The organism is Hymenobacter jejuensis, from assembly GCF_006337165.1.
Taxonomy (GTDB): Bacteria; Bacteroidota; Bacteroidia; order Cytophagales; family Hymenobacteraceae; genus Hymenobacter; species Hymenobacter jejuensis.
Genome location: NZ_CP040896.1, coordinates 629,886 through 650,264, shown reverse-complemented (window position 1 = coordinate 650,264; position 20,379 = coordinate 629,886). Strand labels below are relative to the sequence as shown.

Here is a 20,379-nt window from a genome sequence, read left to right as displayed (position 1 = left end):
TATGTATAACGTAAGTAATTGATAGTCAAATAGTTATATTTCATGCAAATAGCGAGTCTATGTCCTCAGATGCAGGGCTTGAACCCAGTCCTGCTCCGCACAGCCAGGTGTCCGAACTCGCCGGTTGCTTTGGTTTTGTCTATACTGCGGGCTGCGGAGGCATCATCAGACTTTCATTCGGCTGGGTTTCCTTTGGTATGCGGGCTATTGTCCCGCTGTGATCTTGCAATACACTATGGCTCATTTACTTATCGTCCGGCACGGGCAGTCTGTCTGGAATCTGGAAAACCGTTTTACCGGCGAAACCGACGTCGATCTGTCGCCGCTGGGCGAGCAGGAAGCCCTGCGCGCCGGGAAACTACTCAAGCCGCATCCGGTGGATATTGCTTATACCTCCGTTCTGAAGCGGGCCATTCATACGCTGGCCATCATTAAGGTGCAAACCGGCTGGCGGGATCTGCCCGTGATTCGGTCGGCGGCGTTGAACGAGCGAAATTACGGATTGTTGCAGGGCCTGAACAAAGCCGAAGTAGCCCAAAAGTATGGTGCTGAGCAAGTTGCGCTCTGGCGCAGAAGCTACGACGTGGCGCCGCCGCAGGGCGAAAGCCTAAAAGATACCTACGAGCGGGTCGTGCCGTATTACACCGCCCAGATAGAGCCCCAGCTACGAGCCGGCAAAAGCGTGCTGATTGTGGCGCACGGCAACAGTTTGCGCGCCCTGATGATGCATCTGGAGCAAATCAGTCCGGAAAAGATTGCCCTCGTCGACTTGGCCACCGGCGTTCCGAGGCTATACGAGTTCGACGCATCGCTTCGGATCGTGGAAGCAAGCTATCTGCCTCATCGTAAAGGCGTTGTGTGAGCTTGGCATGACTCCACGGTTGCAGCCAGTTGACCGACTGCGTCGCTCGGCCCTGTGAAGGGGGGGCGAGGGAGCAGATTTGCATCAGCGGAGGCTGGGAATTTCACTGTGGGATTTACCGGAAAAAGCGGTCGGCCCGGAGTAGTGTCGACGGTTTTGTTGCGCCGGGCGATCGTTGCTTGGTGAAGCGGCCGTTTGCTATTCCGCCGGAAATCAGTATCTTATCTCTCCCATCAAGCTCCTTCCGCCATGAATCCCACCCTGCCAAGTCCGTTTTCGGGTGTCCGCACCTGTGTGTTGCGGCGCTATCTGACACTGCGCTACCAACTGCTTTCGGCTCCGAACGGAGCCGCCAAAGCGGCCCAACGCGCCCGCAAACGGCGCAAGAAACAGGCGAAGCAGGAGCGGCTGCGCAACTTCTTTGCTTGGTGCGCGGGCTTCGAAGCCTACGGCTCCATCTTTTAGCACCGCTCCCCCAAAGCCGCTTTGGTTAGGCCAAGCCTGAGCGGCTCTGTTACTTGGCGGCCGTTACTTCAATTTCCACCAACAGGTTGGGGAAAGCCAAGGCTTTAACCTCGACCAAGGTACTGGCCGCCCGGCATTGGTGCTGGGCCAGCCGGTCGACAACCGCGCCGTACTGGGGAAAGAAGTCGGCAATGGAAGTCGTGAAGTAATTGAGCCGTACCACGTGGCTCCAGTTGTAACCCGCCGTCGTCAATACTGCTTCTACGTTGTCGAGGGCGGCGCGCAATTGCCCGGCCATGTCGGCCTCGACTGGTGTGCCGTTGGCATCCATGGCGGCTTGCCCTGCGCAGTAGAGCGTGTGGTGGGCCTGGGTAACTTCTACGGCCTGCGCATACCCGAGTTGATCTTGCCAATGCCAGGGATTAATGAGGGTCTTTTCCATGGTAGGTGCTGAACAGAAGAGCCAAAGCTTAGAAAAGGGAACGGCGCAAAGTACGCGTTGGCAACGGTGCGGCGGTATCGCATAATCATGTGGTTATCAGGTTTATGCGGATGTAGCTTGGCGGCGCATTTACAGAGGTGGCTTGTTTGGCGCACTGAGCAGAGTACATTGGGTTGCCAGACCAGTTTTCCTCTATCTATCCGTTCTGTATGAGTCTTTTCGATATGGTATCCCACCTGTCTTCCGGCGGCCAGTTGCAGGAAGCCCAAGAACTTCTCAATCAGTTGGTTGCGTCTGGCCTGACCGATGAACAACAGGCCTTGGTGCACCGGCTGCGCGACCTGCTCGATAGCTTGGCCAGTAACAACACCCTCGGCTTGTTTTTGTAACACGGGTGGAAGCGGCCAGCGCCTCGCAGCCGAAGAAGGAGCGACGCTTGTCGGTGCCTCGCTCTTCTGCTCTCATTGGTATGGGCTGCGGCTGCAGGCAGCCTCAGGGCTTCTGGGCCGCCGTAGGGAGTGCGCGCCACTTGATGACGTGGTACACGGCGCGGGTGCGGCCCACGTTTTGGATGCTGTGCATCAGGTTGGGCGCTTGAAAGATCACCGACCCCGGCCCTACCTTAGTGAAGGCCCCCTGAACCAGAGCTTGCACCGTGCCTTCCTGCACGACCATGAGTTCTTCCTCCGGGTGCTGATGAGCTGCATGGGCAAACTCGCCAGGATTCAGGGTGGTTACGTGGATTTCTAGGTTGGCCAGCGTGTGGGTAGGCCCATCCAGAACCGTGCGCTTTTCGCCCACGGCCGTAGGCGTGACCGGCATACGGCTCCACTCATAAGCGGCCGAGGACAACAAGGGCTGTTGCCGGGTCATTGCCATTACCAGAGCCAGCGGTAGGCTCATTACCAGCACCGTGCCGGCCACCAAGCGGCGTTCTCTCGTCGTCATTGCGTTCTGCGAAAATATCCCGCCACCTGTCGGCGGGAGCATATGCCAACTTACGCATTTTACACTACCTGCCGTGCAGCCGCGCCCGCTTCCACGCTCGGCGTCAGCTGGTGCTGAACTTGTTGGAAGACGGGCGGACCCCATGTAAATGAAGAAGGCCTTCAGTGCAATACTGAAGGCCTTTTCTGTGGTCGCGCCAGGACCAGCTGACCGTTGCCGGGCTTCCGCTACCCGCCGCTGAAAGCGGCTGTATTCGTTGCCAGGAGCATTTAGCGTGGCGCAAGGGCGGTGGAAGACGCTTCAGGTGGCTCAAGCTGCATACTCACTGCATACTCACTGGCTGACTGCTCCCGCACCAGTCGCCGCTCTTCCCAGCGGCGGGCAAAGTCCGACGCAGCGTCCGGGCGCTGCTGCGCTTTGCCAACGTAGCGCTGAAAGCTCTTCCAGTCCGTGTGCCCGCTCCAAGACATGATCTCGTGCGCGGAGAAGCCTAGTTCGAGGCACATGGTCACGAAGGTGCGACGCAGGCTATGGCTGGTTAGGTAGAGCCACTTCGCCTGCTTCCGCACGCCCCGGACGCCGTGGCGGCTGTACTCCTGTAGGTGCGTCCGGAGCAGCGCCGGCACCAGTTGGCAAAGCTCCTTGAAGTAGTCATTGAATTTCTGGTCGCTGAAGGTCTTCAGCTTTAATTCTCCGGCGACAGTGTACTTCGCCAAGACCCGAGCGGCATGGGGAAAGATAGGAATGTGGACCCAGACGGCTTTGGTGCCGCTTTTCCACATGTTCAAGCTGATAAAACCCTCGCAGACAAACCGAGTCTCCAGACGTTTCATGTCCGAAATCCGGAGTCCGCAAAACGACTGCAGCAGCGCCAGGTCGCGCACGCGATCCAGGCGGCTGCCGGTGGTCAGGGGCAGTGCAGCGAGAGCTTCCAGCTCGGCGGGCGTGAGCACGACCGGGGTGGTTAGCATGATCTGGTGCAGGCGCTTAGTCGCCTCGTCGTCGAGATTCACCTGCGGGGCGTGACGCTTGCCCAAAAAAGTGCGCAAGAGCCGGAGCCGCTTTTCCAAGACGGAGTCGGCGTAGCCCACACTGCCGTCCTTGCCATGTTTGTTGTCCTTAAGCCACGTTTGCCACGTGCGGATGTCCGCATTCGTGAGCGAGGACAAGTACCAGGTGGTGCGCTTGGCGCGCTCAAAATCGCGGATGTTGTTGTGAAGCGTGGTGTAGCTGCGCCGCGTAGTTGTCTTCCAGTCGACCTTCGTCGCCATCCATTCTGTCAACACCTGGCGGAGCGGGGGCTCGGTGGAAACCGCCTGTAAGGTGTGCTCCAGGCTGGCGCGGTGGCGGTTGAGCTGCTCGACCGGGGGATATAGGCTGCCATTTTGTAGATACAGGTGCTGCACCTGTGCCTTAAGCGTGTCCAGCACAGGCTGGACTTGGGCGTTGATTTCCTTGGCGCCGGTACCGATGGCTTTGCGGGAGGTGACACACCAGTTGGACGATGCGCAACGGGCGCCGGTGGGGATACGCTTGACCTGGCGGGCGTGGGAGTATTCCGCGTAGAGCGTGTAGTAGCCGTTGCGCAGGTTGCGCGGAGCGAGGTATACTTTGTCCATTGGCTTCCAGCCGAGCTGGTGTTCCGTGAGAAAGCAAAGATACACTTTGATAGGTGATAGCCTATCTCCAAGCAATGTGATTTCTACTTTTTGCCAGAGTAGCCTGCGGGGAAGTAACAAAAGGGGGGGCGAGTGAAAACGTCCAGGAAGGCATCGAGGCGCTGCACAGTCCGGGGTATACGGTTTTTTCCCCTCTCTCGCAGCAATAATGCCTGTGCAACCTCAACACTCACTCCCGCATCCTGTGCTACCTGACTAATGCGGATGTATTTGGCGTGTTGCTGCACCCATAAACGAAGGTCTTCCCACTCTTTATCCACATCAGCCCCTTCGGCACGAGCTGGGCGAGGCTGATTGAAAGGATAGGGTGCCGGAACGAAGTAGTACATTGTTGTTTTTCTATATGGATGAGCCGGAGAGCGTGCTTCGTATTTGGTGGATCGTCCACACGCTAAATTTCCGCTAAGCTCCGCATCCAAACGATTACCTTGCTAGCACTCAATGATATTTTACGATCCTTATGCTTCCGCTCCTTCCTGCTGTCCACAGCAACTTCATCTTTCTCAAGGCTGACTTTCCCAATCTCTACAGCCTGGGTGCCGAGGCGGAACTGTTGGTTCACACTGACCCTGCCGCCGCGCTGATGAAGCTGCGGCTGTTTGGTGAGAAACTGGTCGACCAGTTGTTCGCCGAGCATCAGCTGCCTGCTTTAACCGAGAATACGCAGCACCGACGGCTGGAGGAGCTGCGGCGGGCGCGGCTGCAGTCGGGGGCAGCTGCCCCGGTGAAGGGCAAGCGCGGGCGCAAAGCCAAGGCGGAGCCGACGCCATTGTTCGAGTAATACCTTCCGTCACGTCAGCCATGAGCCCTAACTTCTCCGCCGGTCCGCACATGCTGGGCTACCTGCATCAGGTCCGGTATTCGCTCTTCTCACTTCTTGTCGACCGCCGCGGCGACACGCAACTCTACGTGGAGGAGTTGGATGACGTGGTACGCCGAAGCCCGGACGTACAAACTCTGGAGCAACTGAAGCACCACACTACGCCCAACGCTACAATAACCGAGCACAGCAAGGAGCTTTGGAAGACGCTGCGGGTCTGGTTCACCAAATTTGCGGAGGGTAAGCTGAAGCCCGAGGAGTCGATGCTCTGCCTGCTAACCACCGCCAAAGCAGACTCGCCGTTGGAGTGGCTGCGGCATGGATCTGGGCGTGACGTAGTGCGGGCGCGTGTTCGGCTTGCCGAAGTAGCTGCGGCGCGCGGCAATCAGGAGCTTAAGGAAGCATATGATGCGTTCAGCAACACGAAAGAGATAGACCAGGAACGGCTTCTGTCTGCGGTGTACATCGTAGACAACGCCCCGAACATTGAAGAGGTAGTTCCAAAGATCAAGCAACTGATTAACGGCATTCGTACCACCAATCTGGACGCCGCCTACCAGCGGCTGGAAGGGTGGTGGTTCGGTAAGATCGTTCGGCACCTGCTCGCCGACTCGAAGGACGGGATTTCTCAGTACGCCTTGAAGGAGCAGATTGCCGAAATCAACGAGCTTTTTCGCCCAGGTAGCTTGCCTATTGACTTCGAGGACTACGAGTTGACTCCCAAAGAAGAGGCAGAGTACCCAAGCCGGGTTTTCGTGCAACAGCTTCGGGCTGTTAACATTGCCGGAATGCGCTTGTACAATGCGGTAGTCGACTACTACAGCGCATTCGCGCAACGCTCCAGGTGGGTACAGGAAACGCTGATTATTGACGACGACCTGCTTACGTATGAAAAGCGGCTAGCTAAAGAATGGCGCCGCCAAATCGGTATCCTGGAGAGCAAGCTCGCTCAGGGCACAGAGGAGGAGCAGGTTCGGTTCGGCAACCTACTGCTAGACTGGATGGAGCAAACGGCAGACATTCCGATTCGTAGTGAGATGCCACTAGGGCATGAATACGTGATGCGCGGCAGCTTTCACCACCTCGCCGACGACGATACAGCTCCTCGCGTGTACTGGCATCCCAAGTTCCTGGAGCAACTCAAAGCCATTATGACGCCGCAGTCATGATAGCCTGGGAAGAACGCCCCGTCGAGGTAGCCAACCTGCTAAACCCGGCTTTCTGCTCGTTGCTTGTGCGCGACGCCGTCGACGCCTACACGAAGAAGAGCGGTGCCGGCATGGACTTCCCGCTCGCCTTCCTAGTGCTGCCGATCATCCTGCACAAGGCAACCCGCAACGCGTTGCCGGGTACTACCATCAGCAAGTTCCACGTCTGGTTTCAGAACCATCAGGAGCTTCGCATCGGATTTTCTGCTCGGGCACAATCCATGGTGCCGTTCACCAAGGAAGCCATCATCTTCGCCATGCAGCGTGGCGCCCTGGCAATCGACGAGCATGGCTTGCTTATCGCCCCGAAATACCGTTTCCGAAAAATCAACGAATCGGCAGAAATGACAATCTGCCACGAGCGAGCCAGCTTCCTGGGCAAGTGGTTCAGCGCCGCCGGCAGTGCCAGCCATATTCTGACCGCCTGGGGCATCTCACTGCGATAATCCACTTATATGAATATGCAGATCCGCTCCTTGCTGCTTTACGGCAAGGGTATCGAGCGTCCGAGAGTTATACCGTTCGAGACCGGCAAGGTCAACATCGTTACGGGCGAGTCGGGTACCGGCAAATCGTCCATCATCCACATCATCGACTACTGCCTAGGGCGCTCGACGTTCAACGTCTTCGAGGGGGTGAACCGCGACGTTGTGATGTGGTACGGCGTAGTCCTGCAAATCGAACAGCAGCAAGCCATCATCGTCAAACCTGCTCCCGAGGGCTTAGCTACTTCCCAGAGCCGTGCTTACTGGGACGTCGCATCAACAGTGACCGTGCCTGACCACAGCCAACTCGTGGCTAATTCCAACGACACGGCGGTGAACGAGAGTCTTTCTCGATTGGTAGGCATTACCGAAAACCAAACTGTCGTTGCCGAGCATCGAACCACCCAGACGTTTGAGGCGACCTTCGCTCATACCAAGTACTACCTGTTCCAGGACCAGGGGACCGTTGCGAACCAGAAGCTATTGTTCTGGCGCCAGGCGGACGACTACATCAGTACCCACATCAAGGATACGATGAAGTACTTCTTGGGCGCCATCCAGGAAGAGCGGCTTCGACTGGAGCAAGAACTCAGGCTGGAGATGCGCAAGCTGAAAACGCTTCAACAGAAGCAGCGTGCCGTCGACTCGTTCGTCACTCAACAGCAGAACGCTGCTCGCAATCTGTATGCCGAGGCTATAGCAGTCGGCATGGTACAGAACGATGTACTCGATAGCGAGTTGCTGAAGCAGCTGCAGGTACTTGCCCGGTGGAGCGCGCAAGACGTTGTCGGTCCAGAAGGAACCCCCCTGGCTGAAGCGCAAGAGGGCGCCCGAGTGTTGCGGCAAGCCGCCAGCGAGAAACGCCGGCAAATCACCGACGCGGAAAACTTGATCAGCACCACTAACGGCTACGTAGACCAAGCGTACGAGCAAGCCCTGCGCCTGAACAGCGTACAAGCTTACTCCGATGGTGCCGTTGATGCCGAACACTGCCCATTGTGTGAGCAGACCATGGACCAGCCAACCGCTGGAGCGCAAGCGTTGAACAACGCCATGCGCCGGCTCAATGTCAGTATGGCAGGAGTGGAGCAGGACCGTGCGCGCGTAGAAAAGTTCATCACTGGGCTACGCGATGAACTCAGTTTGCTGAATGAGCAAGTGCGCGCGTCGGAAGAGCGTGCGAGGGTACTTCTGGCTGCGCAAACCGCCGCCAACGGCTTACACGACAGCAATGTAAAAGCGGCACGCGTCGCTGGGCGCATCAGCCACTACCTCGATACGGTAGAGGAAGTAGCCCAAGACGATACCCTGGAACGCCAGATCAAGATTGCGCAGTTGTTGGTTAATGACCTAGCCGAGAAGCTCGAAGCAGAACAGGTGGAGGACGTTATGGCGTCGATCATCAACGTCTTGGGCAACGAGATGACCCAATGGGCACGGCAACTCGAACTGGAGCACATACGCGACTTCCCCGAAACGCGGTATCGGCTGAACTATCGAGCTCTAACCGTCGTCGCCGATACGCCAGAGCGTCCTATCACCATGGAACGGATGGGTAGCGCTGCTAACTGGCTGGGCTGCCACCTGATTGCTCTGCTGGCGCTCCACAAGTACTTCATAAGCAAACAGCGTCCAGTGCCAAACTTCCTAATACTGGACCAGCCGAGTCAGGTATACTTCCCTTCGCCTCAGGCTTATAAAGAGCTCAGTGGCAAGGTTGAGGAGACGGAAGTGCTGAGCACCGACATTCAAGCGGTGGAGCGCATTTTCGACCTGCTGTTTCGAGTAGTACAGGAACTCGCGCCCAATCTTCAGATCATCGTCCTGGAACACGCCAACCTAAAGGATCCTAGGTACCAGGATGCCCTCGTGGAGGAGCCGTGGGGGAAAGGTGGGCTAGCGCTCATCCCTTACGAGTGGATTCCGGCAAAGTAAGCGCCAATCTAAGACCAATGACGCGCCGGCAGCACCGTCGCTCCACTATTCTCATCTGATCATCACCTCGCTTCTTCCAACACTTTATGCCTACACCTACTTACCTTCTCGGCGTCAAATGGAAAGGGTCTAATCCGGAGGATCAGCTCCCTCGTTTTCTCAAGGAGGGTATTTGGGAGAATGGATACGATGACAATTACGTTGATCTTATTAATTCCATTCCGGTAGGTGCTACAGTGTTTGCTAAAGCTCCCACCTACCTTCATGACATCGGGGAAGCCGTTCTGATACTAAGAGCAAAAGGTATCGTTGAAGCGAACCACAATGATGGCGCTACGCTAACAGTAACGTGGGACCCGAAATTTGAGAAATATTACCTGACGGAGTCACAGGTGCCCGGCATCAGCAGCCACCGGCTTACCGCTGAACATATCACGCAGCCACACAAACTAGCGGCTTTGCTCGACGGTATAGTGGCTGAGCCCAAACCCAAGCAGAAGCCCAAGGCTGCTTTCGCCCGCAACCAAATTTTGTACGGTCCACCTGGTACTGGCAAGACCTACTACACCACTGCCCGGGCGGTAGCGCTGCTTGAGGGCATAACTGATGCCGAACTAGCCTCCCAATACCCGGCGGAGAAACGCGCTGAGCTGCGTCAGAAGTTCGAAGACTACCGAGCAGCAGGGCGCATTGCTTTCGTCACCTTCCATCAAGCCTTCACCTACGAGGATTTCGTGGAAGGTATCAAGCCGCTGCCGCCAGCACCTGAAATTGAAGCAGCAGAGACCGTAGAGGAGCCTGAAGTAGAAAACGTAAAGGTGCCTTTAGAAAAGGCAGGTGCTGGTAACCTCCAAGCAAACAGCGTTCAATACGTAGTGCGTAAAGGCATCTTCCGCCAAATGTGTGACTTGGCGAGCAGCGTAGTTGAAAGCTTCGATGCAGGGGCAGTGCAATCGTACACCTTCGACGAACTGTACACGGCTTTCTTGGAGTACCTCGTAGATCTCAAGCGGACTAGTGCCCCCGTTTATTTTCCCACAAAAAGAGGTCGCAGGGTTGAACTCAAGACAATCGATAAGTTGTCAGGACAACTTGGTTTTCAATTCGGTAAGGGTAAAATAGATGAACCGGCACCTACCGAAGAAAAGGACAGCGCATACGGTAGCGTGAGTAAAGCCAAAGCACAAAAATTGTACGAGTCGTATTCGTCCGTAAACGAAATCACATCCTTCAGCCGTGACATAGGCTCCTTAGTGGGTGACTCGTCCAAATCCTTACAATGGGTAGTGCTTAACGAGTTGATAATTTTCGAACGCAAATGGAATGCACAGCGGCGCGGTAACGTGAAGACTTCGCCCCCGCCTTTTGTGCTGATCATCGACGAAATCAACCGGGGCAACGTCGCCAACATTTTCGGCGAGTTGATTACGCTGCTTGAAGATGACAAACGAGCAGGAGCTACAGAGGCACTGACTGTCACACTGCCCTACTCGCAGGAACAGTTTTCAGTTCCCCAGAACCTGTATCTGATCGGCACGATGAACACCGCCGACCGCTCAGTAGAGGCGTTAGACACAGCATTGCGGCGGCGCTTCAGCTTCACCGAAATGCTGCCGCAGCCTGAGTTGCTAAGCCCGCATCAGATGATTTCGCGGTTATGGTGGCACGAGGAGTTTCAGGACGGCGGCTGGTTCGAGGAGCCCTATCTGAGTGCTGAAACCAAGCTGTACGAGCTGCTGGGATGCACTGCATTAGCCCAACAGGATCAAGAGCTCCTGTGGCAGCAGCTACAAAATTCCGGGTCGACGCCGGCTGCCACTCATCAGGTGTTCAAGGGAGTACCCATGCATGGCATCGACCTGGAGCAGCTGTTACGTGCTATAAATGCCCGCCTGGAGCAGCTGCTCGACCATGACCACTGCATTGGACATGCCCTACTGATCCACGTGCAGGATTTTGCCGGGCTACAGCAAGCCTTCCAGCGCAACATCCTGCCGCTGCTGAAGGAGTACTTCTTCGGTGACTGGGGAAAGATTGGCTTGGTGCTGGGGGAGGCGTTTATCACTCAGGTAAACAAGAACAAGGCAGCAGGGAACATCGGCTTGAAGAAGTTCTCAGGCTACTCTGTGGGAGAGCTGAGCGAGAAGCCCGTCTATCACCTAGTCGACCCGCAGAGTCTGGAGCTCAAGGACTTTCAGGAAATCTACGCCTAACGCCTGCGTCCATGCCTCGGATTCTGCAGGTAGTTGAGCACCAAAAGCTCAGCATTGGGGATACCCAGGGCGACACCGTGTTCGAGCAGCGGCACTTTGACCGGCTTGCCCGCTATCATGATGAGCAAGCCGGTCACCTGTACTTCGACCTGCGGCGCACGGCGGTGGTATTCGGGCACCATGTCGGGGTAATTCAGGTCGGCGACATCACCATCGAGATACTGCCGAAGGTCGACGATGTGGAGTCAGCAGGGGAGAAGGTCCTTGGGAAGTGGCACGATATCCTGCTGCGGATGCTGCACGAAGCAGAGATAATTCCGGTGGACACGTTGAGCAATGCCTTGCTCCGGGAAAAGTCGAACAGCCTACTGGATGTCTACCTGAACCTGTTCCTGAATGAGGTCGAAGCACTACTGCACCGCGGACTGGTAAAGCGCTACCGCCAGGTAGAAGGGCAGCAGCAGGCGTTGCGCGGTGCCCTGCAGTTTGGGCAGCACATTGCCCGAAACCTGGTGCATCAGGAGCGCTTTTACACCCGCCACCAGACCTACGACCACCAGCACCGGCACAATCAGCTCGTGCGTCAAGCGCTGGTGTTGGTCCCGCGGCTCACCAGTTCCCCAACGTTGCGCGGGCGGACGGCGCGCGCCATGTTGCAGTGGGCGGAAACCCCAGCCATCAAGGTAACGGCAGCTACCTTCTCCCGTCTCACGTATTCACGCAAAACGGAAGCTTACCGTCCTGCGCTACGTATTGCCCGGTTGCTGCTGCTGAACCACAGCCCTGACCTGCGCGGCGGCGGCGAGGACCTGATAGCCTTGCTGTTCAACATGAACCGGCTCTGGGAGCAGTATCTACTGCGTACGCTCCAGCGGCTTTACGAGCCGCTAGGGTGGGAGGTGACCAAACCCCGCTCTCAGATCTTCTGGGAGGGAACTGGTACCAAAAGCTCGATGGAACCGGATATCCTGATTAAAGTGCCCGGCAAAGGGTCCATTGTGCTGGACGCTAAGTGGAAACGCCCGTACGGAAAACCAGCTGGTGCCGACCTGCGGCAGCTGTACGCCTATGCTCAGTACTATGGAGCAAACCATACCCTGCTGTGCTACCCCTATTCCCATATGGAAGCGGCAACAGAGGGAATGTTCATGCTGCCTTACCTTGCGCCTGACGCTACGCACCCGATTACAATCACGTGCGGTACTACATTCGTTCGCGTAGGTGGTGCAAGCTCGCACCCTGATGAGCCGAGCCTAGATGACCAGGGCTATTTGAGATGCTCGCCGATTCCACAGTTGCTGTCGTGGCTTCCCGAGCAGGCTGAGAAGCTACCGTCAATAAGTAGCCAAGCAGCTGCTCTGGGTCAGCAATGAGCCAACCTTCGCGTGGGCAAGGGTCTACAAGGGACGAATCCTGTTTCGACACCCATGGAGACTGTAACTACGTCCGAGTTTTTTGCCCTGTACCGTCGATGGCGCCATGCGCAGTATCCTGAAGAGCAAGTCCCGATAGGAGCGTTGGGCGAGCGGCAGGAACTGTACTTCTGCTATCGGCAGCCCGCCGCCACCGCGGCTAACACCTGCACGAAGCATCAGGCTTACCTGTACGTAGAATTACGAAGCTGGCACCGCTACGCCCGTAAGCCGGCTACGATATGCCGCGGGTTCAGCAACTTCCAGCTGTTGGGAATAGAAGCGAGCCGCCTGCACCATCAGCTCAAGCAGCAGTATCCGGAGCTACTCGAAGAGGCTCCGGGACCAATTGGCGACGCTTGGTGGATTCCCAGCGAACTGATGGACTCCCGGGGGGCTTACCCGTTGCGTGAGCTCCGGCTCCGAGCAATGCTTGGTCATGCCCGGGCTTCAGTACTTGGTGCAGGAGAAAGCGGTCCGTAGCCTGGGCTGCGGCGTAGGAGTCGCCGCAGCTGGATAACAGAGTAGTAGTACCGTTTACCGTCGCGCCAGAGGTCGAAGCCCTGATAACCAGCGCTCTTCTCGATGGGCAGGATTCGTTTCCAGCCCTTGTTCCTGCCCTGACGATTCGTGTGAGGTTTACGCCACATCCGCTTCTGCTCATCGATGCAGTATCCTTCCCAACCTTCCAGTTCCCACTTGATCTGGTGCTGAGCCGGGGGTATAGCTTTGCGCGCCGGCAGGCGGCTGAAGCGTTGCCACTGCCCATCTATAAACGCGAGGTAGAAGCTTGCCATGGGGCTTTTGGAACGGTTAGAAATATTTGAAAATATTTTTCGGTTTCGCCAACCATTTGCCTGGAGACCTCTATCAGTGTCAGATCCGATAGTCGGGTTCAGCTCTCATCTCCTTCCCAACCGCCCCATGGCAAACTTTGAAACTGGTTACCCATCCACTGAAAACGTCGTTAATCAAGCTGCCTACGAGTTAGGCTGTAGATTATTGGATGCGCAGGATCGTCTCTTGGTTTTTCACAAGAAGAAGCGTGTACGTCGACTTCTTCAGCTTGATCTACCCCGTCAGATTACCCTCTTGTTTGATCTAAGCTGGTCGCTTCAGCGATTAGTACAAGGTACACCCGATCCGGGTCAAACGATGGAGGTGATGGAGTCCAGGGTCAATAATTGGATCCGGATAATGGATGAGCTAACGGTAGCGCTGAGTCCTAAAGCCCGCACGCGTAAAGACTCCACCCGTAGAGCCCGTAGTCGCAAATCCATAGCTCGCTGATTGAAGACCCGGAACTCGTAGGCGCTTAGCAACGAGCGGCACCCGCGAGTTCTGGGCTTGTGAGGCTAAGAGTGAGGTACTCGTGTATGCCACAAACTAGGATGCACGGTGGAACCTCGATAGCACCTGTTGCAGGTAGGACGCTGGTGCTGATGATTAGGATATGGGTCCTGTATCCGCATCCAGCAATGATGGGCAGTCCATCAATTCTGTCATCGATATACCCAAAGCCCGGCAGATCCGAATGAGTACGTCCAGCGTGGCGGAAACTTTGCCCTGCTCAATACGCTGCAGCGTCGTTTTGGCAATATTCGCAACGTCTGCTACCTCCGCCTGGCTTTTACCTGCCCGCTCCCGCAATGCACAGAGGTGCTCTCCAAACGCCTTGATGCCTGCCGGATTCTCCACCTCGGCAAGCTGGTTCAGGCGCCCAAAAATTCTGGCAGCTTTTATGCATTGAGTGGTTTGAATGCCTACCTTTGTGGTACTTATTCCATGTGTAGTAGGCGTTGAGCGGGAGTGATAGTGGAGTAGTCTGATTTTAGTTCACCCATCGCTCTACTACTCATGGACACGCCTGCCTGGCTACAAGCCCTTACTGCTACTACGATCACCGGAGGACCATTGCCACTGCGGGATATACTCCAGGAGAGTGTGTACTATCCCGCAGCGGGTAGCGATGCCCATGACATCGAGTTGCTCAGCCGCGACGCCTGCAGTTTTATCCATGTTGATTTCCGGGAAACAGAAGCGCAGATACGCTCCCAGCTTCAGGGGACACCGGGCTTTGCGGGTTACGATCTGATTGGCTTACGCCAAGTGTCTGCTGCGGAGTTGACCCCGCGGGGCTGGCAGCCAAGTGAGGGTCTCCCTCAGATGCAGCGTCCGCTGCCCGAGTATGCGTCGCCGGCAAACTCCTTCGCGCTGTGGGCAGTCTACGAGCGCCGAAGCACCCATTCTGCCGACCACGGTGCCGACCGGTTTTCTCTGCTGCACCTGCACGCGGAAGGAGTTGCCGCCTACGATGCGCTCTATCTGGGTAATCAGCAGCAAGCCAAATACCTGTGCATTATCCAGCCCGGGGAAGGCTTCGGCGACAATCCCTATCGCTTTACCGATCCGGAAGGAGCCCTACACAAATTGGTATCGCGCAATCCGTTGGGGTTGCCAGATTTTCTGGTGTTAGGGGGCGGAGGACTACCTGAGTTTTACGACCAGCAGCCGTGCTGGACGGAATATGAGCAGCTGGTTACAACGCGTCGGTTTCCATCCTCGGTGGGCTCTGCCACGCTGGCGGTGTGGGCGCGTTAAGAGCTACCTGCCATTGTCTTCTTGAACCTGTAACCCTACTCCGATTGGTATGTCGCTGTATCCTTGCCTGCCGGCGGCGTTATGCCTGCTCGGTTCTGTTTTCGCTTGGTCTGGGGATGCTTTGTCATCGCCAATCACAACTATAGCCCAAATCGGGACCCCTGAGGGCATACCCACTGTCCGCCCGGCAGTGCTGTTTCAGGTGGAGGAGGGGGAGCTGGACTTTCTGGTAATGGATGTCCCGGTTACCTCCTTCGAGCAAGCACATGCTTACGATGAAGGAGCGACCCTGCACTTATCTACCCCCGTGGGAGAGTTCGTGGATAGTGTATACCGACAACAAATTGCCCTGCACCAGTTCGATGCGCACACGACGAGCGTCAGTGTCCAGCTGTACTTCATTCGGAATGCCATAAGCGCGTCCATGGTATCAGCACTGGAAAAGAAGGTAGGCGTAACGGTAAAGCTCGAAAACCGGCAAGGCGTTTCCGTAACCTACCGACAGGTGGCGCACGAGCTAGTCATCAATTCTGCCCTCATCATGACCTACCGGTAGCGGACGATACGATTACGAAGCGTATCGCGCTGAGCAGAAGAGTAGAGCTCCTGCATCAAAGGGGAAAGAGAATATCGTCATCCATAACTGTGCGCTCATGAACCTGACGAAGCAGCCCGGCACATGGGAAAAGATGACCTATGTGGCAACTCGATGGAAACCTTTTCTGTCCACAGTAAAGCGGCTAGCCATCTTCTTACTGCTATGCGTACCCCATACAGGTGGTACTCTACCTTCTTTCCGCATTGCAGTAGCGCATAAGCAGGTGGGAGACCCGCAGCTGTTGCTGCAGCTGCTGAACCAGTACCGTCGGAGTTGTGGGCGCTCAGCTCTACAGCGTAGCGCTAGTGCCGATCGGGCAGCCCGTCTTCAGGCTGCTTACAACCTGGGTCATCGTACGCATGGTCACTTCAACCCAAAGTATCCCAGACCAAGTGACCGGCTGGCTGGTGTGGGGCACAAGTATGCAGAGACCGAAGAACTGCTCCGCTACACCAGGGAAAACTGCATCCGGATGCGAGGGCTGACTACACAGGAGTTGGCAAGCTTGGAAATCTGCGTTCTGAACGCCTACAAAGGCTCCCCAAGCCATAATGCGGCACTGCTGGACAAGTACCCGACGAAAGTGGGTATTGCTTCCGTGTATGATGGCTGGGAAATGCAGAATACGTTGGTATTCTGCATCTAAAACCCTGAATGAGTACTTGGTTACCCCGCCGCCCTTTTGCCGACGCCCATGAAGACGAGCTACGACTACCTGCAGGAGCTCTGTGCACTACCCCCGGATTTCAATGCCCGCCGACCGCAGGCGGACCCGCGTAACCGGCGGGTGCGCTACCTGCTGCAGGCACTGAATACGATGGGGGTAGAGCACCAGATCGACTGCTTTGCTGCTTCAGGGTATGGCGACGCTCAAGCTGATGCTCCCCGCTTCGCCAACATCGTGGCGTGCGTACGGGCTTCTGCCCCGGGGGCAACGGCAAGCGTGATGCTGCTGGCGCACCACGACGTTGCCAACCCGGATCTCGAAAACTGCAACGACAATACCGCCTCCTGCGCCCACCTGCTTGCCCTGCTTGGGCAACTGCAGGCAGCGCCCCTGCCGGACCGGACCGTGTGGGTCACTTTTGTCGATGCCGAGGAAATTTGTTCGTTCCGTAGGTCGGGGGCGGCGCGGCTGGCGCGGCAGCTGCGCACCGGGGTATACGGGCATGTGTCGTGGTGCCTCAACCTTGAGCTCACGGCTCACGGCACCCACCTGTACACCGACCGGCACCTGCCCAGCGTGGCGGCGGCAGCCGGCGTACCGCTTGCCGAGGTTGCTACCCCATTCAACGATGCGACCGTTTTGCGGCACTGGGGCATCGCCGCCAGCGCCGTCGTGGGCACCCTGCCCGAGCAGGAACTTGCCACACTGCGGGAAGGAAAAACTACTTCCTGCCCGACCTGGGCGCGCTGCCACCGGGTGAGTGACCGGCTCAGCCACGCCCGAGCAGAAGACATGGTGCAGTTTGGGCAAACCCTGTACCGCATCGCGCGCTTCAGTGCGCTGTCAGGCATGGGCGTTGCAGTTGCTTCATCAGAGGCAGGTAGTGCGCTACACCATACTCTTTAGTGCTGTCCGTATGCCTCCGTTTCACGCTCCGCCCGGGTTCAGTTTACTAGAAATCTCCCTCCTTGACCTGCACCGGGAAATGCAGAAACTGCTCGCCCTAAGCGGCGGGCAGGGTAGGGTGCGGGTCAGCTTCAGCGTAACGCCTGACGATGGCAGAGCTGCCCTGAGCTTCTTGCTGCCCAGTCAGGCGCCGGGTGGTGGCATCAGTGGGAATATTCACCTGAAAATTACCAGCGAGGCGCCCCGGCTGTTTACTTGGCTCCTGGCAAGCTGCACAACTCAAACAAAGGTGTCTCATTACCCAGGCAAACTACGGCTGGGAGTAAGCAGGTTGGACGTGGGGCAGTTGAAGCAGCTTATGCAAGAGGTTGCGACCTTACCCGAGTAAGCCAACAGCAGGCAGGAAACGGCGCCGCTGTAATCAAGCGTGGCAAGCATAAACACTGCACTGCGGGGGGAACCATCGCGAAGTAAAGGGCAACTGTCAACATCCGCCCACGGCGTGCTCCAGACCGGAATAGCTTGGTCAAACGCTGTGAGGACGTATGCTCATTGCTAGCGACAAACGCCGTGGGTTGGTATGCTGTGGTGACCAAGAAGTTATGCTGCCTGGGCATGGCTGCTGGGCTGATCCTCGGGCTCCAACTTCTCCACGCTCACGGCGGGAGTAAGCTCGTAGGCAGCCCGGAAGGCGTCCTGGGTGCGCTGCAGTACTTCGTCCTTGTCCTGCGCCAAGCACACGATGGAGTCGTGAATCGTCGCGCACCAGATGCGCTTGCGTTGGAGCGCCGCCGCCACGGTGTCGACGATAATCTCCGCCTCCACCTGCTGCATCCGAATCGCCAGGGCTTGGTAACGGGGGCTTTTGTGCTGCTCGATCAGGGCGGTGACCACCGGAAAGTGCTCGCGGAAGTACGCGCCGGCGCGTGAGTTGCGGGTGTGTAGGGTCTCGCAAAAGAAGATGGAAGCAAAAAACATCTCCTTAAAGGCTTTCTGCTCCAGCTTCGTCGCGTAAGGTTCCCCCATGGCGCCGGCGATGGTTTTATAGAACGTGCCGGCGCACGTCAGGTCGATGTAGCGCTGGGCATCGGCGGGCAGCTGGGTGCCGTACTTCTCCCGCAGCAAAATGCTGAGCAGGAATGGCTGCGAGTTGCTGATGTCAAGGTTGTAAAGCGCTTGGTGCTCCTCCCGGGCGCGGTATAGATAGGGGCGGAGCCAGGAGGAAAGGCTGGTCACCACGGAGTAAATGCGGCTGCCCGCCACCGGGCGGCTAGGCTGCGGAATCCGGCGCTCGTGGATTTTGCGCAGGAGGTTGGCGTTGCCATCAAGGCGATCCAGGCACATGCGGGCAAGGATGGAAAACAGGGTCGTGCGGGTGCCGAATTTAGTGTCTGTGCAACGCTGGCTGCGCGCCGACTTCCGCATTGCTTTGAGCGTTTTGAGGCGCACTCCGGGCAGCGGCTGCGCTTCCACCAGCAGGGCGCGGTAATCCGCGGGAACCAGGGTCGTCGTGTCCAGCCGGGCGCGGTGTTGGACTAAGAAGGCATGCGTTGCGTCATACACCTGCTGGTTTTCCAGTCGGGCTTCCTCGTAGCGCACCCGCAGCTGCTGCAGGTCCTGGTGCATGCGGGAAAGGATGGTGCCGCTCACCAGCTGGCGCTGCTCCGACTCGTGCCGGGCAATGAGCTTCTTGCGCAAAGTAGTCCCCATGGTCAGGCAGGCAACAGTGCGGGAGTGATGAACAGCGCAGATGCGGTAGCCAAAGCTCTTCCGGCTCTTGCTGTAGCGTCCGTCGCACTCAATGATGCCAGCGTCTATGAGTTGGTCCAAGAAGGGGCGGGCGTAGCGGGCGCCCAGCATGCGGACCAGGTTGTCAAAGTGGAGGCTGGCGTAGCCATTCTCACTCGGCAGCAGGTGCGGAAGCGTCGTAACCAGGTGGAGGATGTAGGCAAACTTATCCTCGTGGTCCTCGATCTGCCGGGGCGTGTAGCCCCAAGTGGTCATCAGGTCCGGGAGTGAGGGGAGCGCGGTAGGGTAGAACAGTTCAGGTTCATAGGCGCGAGCCATTAAGGTGGTAGGTTCTTTCGCTACTTCCCGGGGTCCAGTCCGGGCGGCAGGTTTCGGAGCGGGCTGGAACGAGGGGCGCCGGAACCTACCAGAACGACGCCCCTCCCGGTCACCGCCGGAGCCGTGACAACCTATATAGCACACTTCTTCACCCGGGTTGGCTGACCCGGAGCACTGTCTTCAGGTTACGGTCCACCTTCTTTCTTCTTCTTTAAGCCTTGGTGCTGGGGTTGGGCTCCCCGTTGGGTCGCAGCCCACCTTGTCACCTTCTTCTTCCTTGCAAGCTTTGGGTGTTGTAGGCTGTACGTACCAGGCACAGCTCTACCATAAGGCTATACATCTTTCCGTTTTTGAGCCTGCATATAAGTGATATTCAGGAAGTTGTATGAATGGGTGGTTCGCAAAAAGTTGCAGACACACCCCCAAGCCGCGACCAGGCGCGGGCGTGAGCCCCGCGACGTGAAGCCAGAGCCAACCAAGAAAAACAAAGAAGCCCGGCTACCTAAGCAGCCGGGCTTTCTACTGGGCAGGGTACCCCTACTTGAGGTCGTAGTACACGTTGAAATCGTAGTTGTCGGTCAAGTTGACCCGGCGGAAGCCCAGCTCGCGCCATTGCTCTCGGAGCCCTTCCTTTTCCATTTTGTGGGTCCATACGTCGGAAAACAGGGGGTAGCTCAGGTTGAGCACGTCGGCGTACTTGCCCGTGACCTTTACTTTGATGTCCATGCCACCATCCAAAAAGACGTCCCGGGCGTGTTCAGCGTACGCACGCCGGGCGCTGATCTTGGCAACCCGCTCCGCCTGGGCTTGCTCGGCGGCACGTACCCGCTCGCGCTTGGCAGCAGCAATTTCTTCGCGCTTGGCAGCGGCTTTGCGTGCCTCGTACGTCTTAGCCATGCCCGGGCGCTGAGCTACGAGTTGCTTGAGGGCGCCGGTGTAATAGGCGCGCACGGGCTCATCGAGATTTGTGGCACTCTCGCACAGATCTGCCAGTTGGTTGTCGGTAAGCTTTTCTGCCCCAGCTACTATGCCACGGGCGGTGGCAAGCTGCCGGATGATCGTATCCGCTTT

Annotated in this window: 22 protein-coding genes; 14 read left to right on the top strand and 8 right to left on the bottom strand. The window is 57.3% G+C overall.

The genetic code is table 11. From position 1 onward, the window contains the following. Window positions 1-235: 235 nt before the first annotated feature. Both FHG12_RS02455 and FHG12_RS02450 read left to right on the top strand, forming a co-directional pair. Window positions 236-862, top strand: coding sequence for a 2,3-bisphosphoglycerate-dependent phosphoglycerate mutase (locus FHG12_RS02455; protein ID WP_139514108.1), 627 nt, complete (start codon window positions 236-238; stop codon window positions 860-862). A gap of 249 nt (window positions 863-1,111) precedes the next feature. Next, window positions 1,112-1,327, top strand: coding sequence for a hypothetical protein (locus tag FHG12_RS02450; protein ID WP_139514107.1), 216 nt, complete (start codon window positions 1,112-1,114; stop codon window positions 1,325-1,327). 49 nt (window positions 1,328-1,376) lie between these two features. Here the strand turns inward: FHG12_RS02450 and FHG12_RS02445 are convergent, their stop codons facing one another. Beyond that, window positions 1,377-1,769, bottom strand: a complete 393-nt coding sequence (locus FHG12_RS02445; protein WP_139514106.1) for a RidA family protein — start codon at window positions 1,767-1,769, stop codon at window positions 1,377-1,379. A 209-nt stretch (window positions 1,770-1,978) separates the two neighbouring features. On the opposite strand from FHG12_RS02445, the gene FHG12_RS02440 reads away from it, so the two are divergent. Next, complete coding sequence (locus FHG12_RS02440) at window positions 1,979-2,158, top strand: hypothetical protein (RefSeq protein ID WP_139514105.1); 180 nt, start codon at window positions 1,979-1,981, stop codon at window positions 2,156-2,158. Window positions 2,159-2,261: 103 nt separating this feature from the next. Here the strand turns inward: FHG12_RS02440 and FHG12_RS02435 are convergent, their stop codons facing one another. After that, a complete protein-coding gene (locus FHG12_RS02435) occupies window positions 2,262-2,717 on the bottom strand; it encodes a cupin domain-containing protein (RefSeq protein ID WP_139514104.1) in 456 nt (151 codons plus the stop codon). A 269-nt stretch (window positions 2,718-2,986) separates the two neighbouring features. Next, complete coding sequence (locus FHG12_RS02430) at window positions 2,987-4,381, bottom strand: tyrosine-type recombinase/integrase (RefSeq protein WP_139514103.1); 1,395 nt, start codon at window positions 4,379-4,381, stop codon at window positions 2,987-2,989. A gap of 475 nt (window positions 4,382-4,856) precedes the next feature. Here FHG12_RS02430 and FHG12_RS02425 point away from each other — a divergent pair, with 475 nt between their 5' ends. The 7 genes from FHG12_RS02425 (at window position 4,857) to FHG12_RS02395 (ending at window position 12,952) form a co-directional block, all read left to right on the top strand. After that, complete coding sequence (locus tag FHG12_RS02425) at window positions 4,857-5,177, top strand: hypothetical protein (RefSeq protein ID WP_139514102.1); 321 nt, start codon at window positions 4,857-4,859, stop codon at window positions 5,175-5,177. A 20-nt stretch (window positions 5,178-5,197) separates the two neighbouring features. Next, window positions 5,198-6,385 carry an ABC-three component system protein gene (locus tag FHG12_RS02420; protein WP_139514101.1) on the top strand — a complete coding sequence of 396 codons (1,188 nt, stop codon included), beginning with the start codon at window positions 5,198-5,200 and terminating at the stop codon, window positions 6,383-6,385. Beyond that, entirely contained in the window at window positions 6,382-6,870 is a 489-nt protein-coding gene (locus FHG12_RS02415; protein WP_139514100.1) for a three component ABC system middle component, read from the top strand. Before FHG12_RS02420 ends, FHG12_RS02415 begins: the two co-directional genes overlap by 4 nt. A 9-nt stretch (window positions 6,871-6,879) precedes the next feature. Next, entirely contained in the window at window positions 6,880-8,844 is a 1,965-nt protein-coding gene (locus FHG12_RS02410) for a DUF3732 domain-containing protein (RefSeq protein ID WP_139514099.1), read from the top strand. A gap of 86 nt (window positions 8,845-8,930) precedes the next feature. Beyond that, window positions 8,931-11,057: an AAA family ATPase gene (locus FHG12_RS02405; protein ID WP_139514098.1), complete on the top strand. Its 2,127-nt coding sequence runs from the start codon at window positions 8,931-8,933 to the stop codon at window positions 11,055-11,057. Between the two features lie 11 nt (window positions 11,058-11,068). Beyond that, a complete protein-coding gene (locus FHG12_RS02400) occupies window positions 11,069-12,430 on the top strand; it encodes an McrC family protein (protein ID WP_139514097.1) in 1,362 nt (453 codons plus the stop codon). Between the two features lie 54 nt (window positions 12,431-12,484). Beyond that, on the top strand, window positions 12,485-12,952 hold the full coding sequence (locus FHG12_RS02395) for a hypothetical protein (RefSeq protein WP_139514096.1): 468 nt from the start codon (window positions 12,485-12,487) through the stop codon (window positions 12,950-12,952). On the opposite strand, the gene FHG12_RS21095 is transcribed toward FHG12_RS02395, so the two are convergent. Then, window positions 12,907-13,266: a hypothetical protein gene (locus FHG12_RS21095; RefSeq protein WP_139514095.1), complete on the bottom strand. Its 360-nt coding sequence runs from the start codon at window positions 13,264-13,266 to the stop codon at window positions 12,907-12,909. The two genes, FHG12_RS02395 and FHG12_RS21095, sit on opposite strands and share 46 nt — an antisense overlap. A gap of 649 nt (window positions 13,267-13,915) precedes the next feature. Continuing rightward, entirely contained in the window at window positions 13,916-14,167 is a 252-nt protein-coding gene (locus FHG12_RS02385; RefSeq protein ID WP_165699282.1) for a helix-turn-helix domain-containing protein, read from the bottom strand. Between the two features lie 246 nt (window positions 14,168-14,413). On the opposite strand from FHG12_RS02385, the gene FHG12_RS02380 reads away from it, so the two are divergent. From FHG12_RS02380 to FHG12_RS02365, 4 genes are all read left to right on the top strand, one after another. Next, a complete protein-coding gene (locus FHG12_RS02380) occupies window positions 14,414-15,070 on the top strand; it encodes a hypothetical protein (protein WP_139514093.1) in 657 nt (218 codons plus the stop codon). Between the two features lie 49 nt (window positions 15,071-15,119). Then, complete coding sequence (locus tag FHG12_RS02375; RefSeq protein WP_139514092.1) at window positions 15,120-15,626, top strand: hypothetical protein; 507 nt, start codon at window positions 15,120-15,122, stop codon at window positions 15,624-15,626. Between the two features lie 97 nt (window positions 15,627-15,723). Beyond that, on the top strand, window positions 15,724-16,314 hold the full coding sequence (locus FHG12_RS02370; RefSeq protein WP_139514091.1) for a CAP domain-containing protein: 591 nt from the start codon (window positions 15,724-15,726) through the stop codon (window positions 16,312-16,314). Between the two features lie 48 nt (window positions 16,315-16,362). Beyond that, the gene (locus tag FHG12_RS02365) at window positions 16,363-17,241 is read left to right on the top strand and encodes a M28 family peptidase (protein ID WP_139514090.1); all 879 of its coding nucleotides are present in this window, start codon (window positions 16,363-16,365) and stop codon (window positions 17,239-17,241) included. A gap of 97 nt (window positions 17,242-17,338) precedes the next feature. Here the strand turns inward: FHG12_RS02365 and FHG12_RS21255 are convergent, their stop codons facing one another. The 3 genes from FHG12_RS21255 to FHG12_RS02355 all read right to left on the bottom strand — a co-directional run bounded on the left by FHG12_RS21255 (window position 17,339) and on the right by FHG12_RS02355 (window position 20,259). Next, window positions 17,339-17,461, bottom strand: coding sequence for a hypothetical protein (locus FHG12_RS21255; RefSeq protein WP_262711440.1), 123 nt, complete (start codon window positions 17,459-17,461; stop codon window positions 17,339-17,341). Window positions 17,462-17,841: 380 nt separating this feature from the next. After that, window positions 17,842-19,308: a hypothetical protein gene (locus FHG12_RS02360; RefSeq protein WP_139514089.1), complete on the bottom strand. Its 1,467-nt coding sequence runs from the start codon at window positions 19,306-19,308 to the stop codon at window positions 17,842-17,844. A gap of 537 nt (window positions 19,309-19,845) precedes the next feature. Further along, entirely contained in the window at window positions 19,846-20,259 is a 414-nt protein-coding gene (locus FHG12_RS02355) for a hypothetical protein (RefSeq protein WP_139514088.1), read from the bottom strand. Window positions 20,260-20,379: the final 120 nt, after the last annotated feature.